Source organism: Paenibacillus forsythiae T98 (genome assembly GCF_000520735.1).
Lineage (GTDB): Bacteria > Bacillota > Bacilli > Paenibacillales > Paenibacillaceae > Paenibacillus_AQ > Paenibacillus_AQ forsythiae.
In genome coordinates, this window is sequence record NZ_ASSC01000305.1 from 1 (window position 1) to 3,259 (window position 3,259).

Here is a 3,259-nt window from a genome sequence, read left to right on the forward strand (position 1 = left end):
GGGCTTGCTGTCGAGGATTTGGACGCGGCCTTTCATCAATTCGCCAATCTGGTCGGTCCGGTTACGGCCGTGTCCTTCGGTCTGGGTCTGCTGATTGCGGGACTCTCCAGCGCGTCTGTCGGAACCATGGCAGGGGACGTCGTTATGCAGGGATTCATCAATAAACGAATCAACCTGTATCTCCGCCGGGCGATTACAAGCATTCCGCCGCTTGCCATCATCCTGTCCGGTGTCGATGCGACCCGCGCGCTTGTCATGAGCCAGGTGATTCTCTCCTTCGGCATTGCGTTCGCCCTGATTCCGCTGATTCTCTTCACCAGCGACCGCAAGCTGATGGGCGGGCTGGTTAACCGCCGGATTACCTCCGCGCTCGGCTGGATCATTGCCGGAATCGTCGTCGCGCTCAATCTGTTCCTGATTGCCGAGACGCTGATGGCATAATATCGAAGCTCGATTTGTTATATTGAATAACGGCGGGTGCTGTCCGTAAGGGCGACACCCGCTTGTTGTTTGAATATAGCGCCGTTCGCTGTGGTGCAGGTGGAGGATAGAGGGGGGACGGCCGAGTCGTCGGTTCAGTGCGCTTCCGGTGGAACAGGCGGAGTATTCCTGCTAACCTGCAGGTTTTTTCTGATGAATTCATGTTGGAAGAAGTAAAGGCTGCTAATGTGCAGCCTTTAGATGCTTGCGCGCCGGAACGGGGAGATTAGAGGTGAAATGCCTGCGCTTTTGCAGGAAGCGGGTTTTTAGGGAGAGTTTCGGAGGAAAAACATGTATCCACGCAGGAATTCTCCGCAACCGCCCAACCACCCCGCCAGTCATCCACTCAACCCACTCCACCGTCTGACCAACTGTCTGACCAACCGTCTAACCAACCAACCTTCTAACTAACCAACCTTCTAACCACTTAACCAATCAATCAACCACCGAGCAACCCAACCTGCCCCGCTTCCTTGTGAGAGTCAACAGGTTTGCGGAAATTCTTATTAAAGCCGATGCGCTTGTACGTTAGCCGTCTCCCGCCAGCTTCGCCCGCCATACTATGCAGGTATAAGGGAGGAGTGATCTGATGGAGGCCTATTACAATTGTTTAAGATGCAAGGGAAGAAAAGTGCGCATTCTGACGAGAGACGGCAAGGAGTACAGAGGCATGATTAAAGACGTGGACAGAAACAATGTTTACCTGATGCCGGAGAGCGGCAGCGTGAGAACGTCTGCTTTCTATCCTTATGGACCTTATTATTACAACAATGCGATTATCACCCTCAGCCTGTTTACTCTGCTCGCGATTGCGCTGATTTAAGGGTCAGCGGCTCTCCTTGTACACCGTACAGAGGGCAAATGGATTTGGCATGTGAACCATGAAAAAACGGCCCGGCGTCTCTCGGTTGGAGAAACGCCGGGCTGTCTTATTTGTGGCGTGCGATTAATCCGGTAGGCAGCGGCCGCTTATCCTTTGGCTTTGCCGCTATATGCGAACACGCTCCCGAAGCGTCCTCTGTAGACCGGCTCGCCGAAAGCCTTTCTCCATCCCTCGAACAGCCGGGCGGAGGCGGTGCTGCGGACGACGATGTACTCAGGCTTGTCGTAATCCGCAATGTCCGGCAGCACATCGGAGAAGCCGTACATCGACCGCTCAAACGCGGTCCAGCCGTATGCGCCGAGCGATTCCTTGGTAATGAAAGGGTCCTGCCTGCCGTCGCACAGCACATCGCCGCCCCGGTACATGACGTACCCGGATGAGCCGTAGGGAGCCAGCACCTTCGGGCGGGCGGTTCCCGCATGATATTTTAAAATATAGGCCATCTCGTCCACGGGATAACTGCGGGCATTCACGGTCGGCGGAGCGGCAAAATTAATGATGCAGTTTATCAGCAGCCCCGCTGCCAGAGCGGCGCGGATTGTACGGCCCTTAAGCCGGATATCCGTCCTGCGCATCCAGGGAAAGGTTTCAAAGAACGCTCCGGCAAAATACGGAATGAACAGCCACATGAACAGGTTCTGCTTGAAATTGGACACGCCAAGGTACAGAATCCCCAGCATCAGGAAGAACCGGAACGGCTTCCGGTACAGCGAGAAGGGCAGGGTCAGGGCGAAAAACAGCAGCAGCAGCGTTATGGCCGAGGTCTCCCATTTGCCGAACGAAATCGGCTGCCACTCGTTAATCAGCATGTTGAAATTGTTCTTGCTGACCGTCAAGATGTACAGCAGGCTCTTGATGCCGCCCGGATTCGGAAGCCCGGCAAGCGCCACCCCGGCAAAGACGGCCATGCGGCGCTTGTCCAGCTTCCCGGCAATCCACGCTTCGAGAAAGGCCATGCCCGTGAACACGACGATGACGAGCCAGACGCCCGCATGGAAGTTGGCGATTCCGAAAGAAAGGGCGATCATGGCGGCGGCGGATTTTGGCAGAGGCTGCATCTGGAATCTCCGCAAATAGACAAAGAACCATACGATCATCCAGGCGGAAATCATCTGCGGCCGGCCCTTGAAATAGTTGTAGTAGATCCAGACGGAGATCAGCAGCACAAAAGGAAGAATCAGGGGATGGTCCTCCCTGAACCCCAGCTCCCTGCGCGATATTTTGGCCATTTGCAGCAGCCCGCAGATCAGAAGGAACAGACAGAGCGCCGTCAGCAGGTAAACGCCCGGCCAGCCGAGCGCTTCATACAATCCGGCCGCGACAATTTGAAAGCCGAATTCATGCGGGATATAAGGAAGCCTGTCTCCGTAGAAGGTATGTATCGCGTGATGCAGTACCGTATGGTGCTCAAGCATATACCGCCCAAGCTCGATATGCCAGAAGGTGTCCGGATCATTATAGGAATATTTCGGGAACAGACCCAGGATAACGGCCGCAATGAGCAGAACGTAGACGATTTTGAACCCCTTTATTTTTGCCGGCAAAAGAAATACCCCCAATTCTCTCTATGAACTTGCAGCTTTTCTTTTATAACTATAACTGATACAAGCTATAAAATGATAATAATTGACCTGTCTTCCCTACTATGATAGCTTCTAATGAGGGATACTTAACATTGTGATAAATGTACTTGATGTTAATGATGAAAAGATGAGGCGGGTGGATAGTGTTGGAACTTCTTGTAACGAATAGTCCGTTTAGTCAGGAGCAGTCGGAGCTGCTGAATCGCGTCCTGCCAACGCTTACGGAATCGCAGCGGGTATGGCTGAGCGGTTATCTGACGGCTCTCGGAGCGGCTGCCGTCGCGCCTTCCGCAGCGTCGGCTCCTGCGGCGGT

General features: G+C 54.0%; 3 protein-coding genes. 2 read left to right on the plus strand and 1 reads right to left on the minus strand.

The window, feature by feature from the left end:
* Positions 1 to 441: Nramp family divalent metal transporter (locus L692_RS0110020; RefSeq protein ID WP_025699499.1), on the plus strand; the 441-nt coding region annotated here is incomplete at its 5' end.
* A gap of 628 nt (positions 442 to 1,069) precedes the next feature.
* The gene (locus tag L692_RS0110025) at positions 1,070 to 1,303 is read left to right on the plus strand and encodes an LSm family protein (protein WP_025699501.1); all 234 of its coding nucleotides are present in this window, start codon (positions 1,070 to 1,072) and stop codon (positions 1,301 to 1,303) included.
* 146 nt (positions 1,304 to 1,449) lie between these two features.
* On the opposite strand, the gene L692_RS0110030 is transcribed toward L692_RS0110025, so the two are convergent.
* Complete coding sequence (locus L692_RS0110030) at positions 1,450 to 2,907, minus strand: hypothetical protein (RefSeq protein ID WP_025699502.1); 1,458 nt, start codon at positions 2,905 to 2,907, stop codon at positions 1,450 to 1,452.
* Positions 2,908 to 3,259 lie beyond the last annotated feature (352 nt).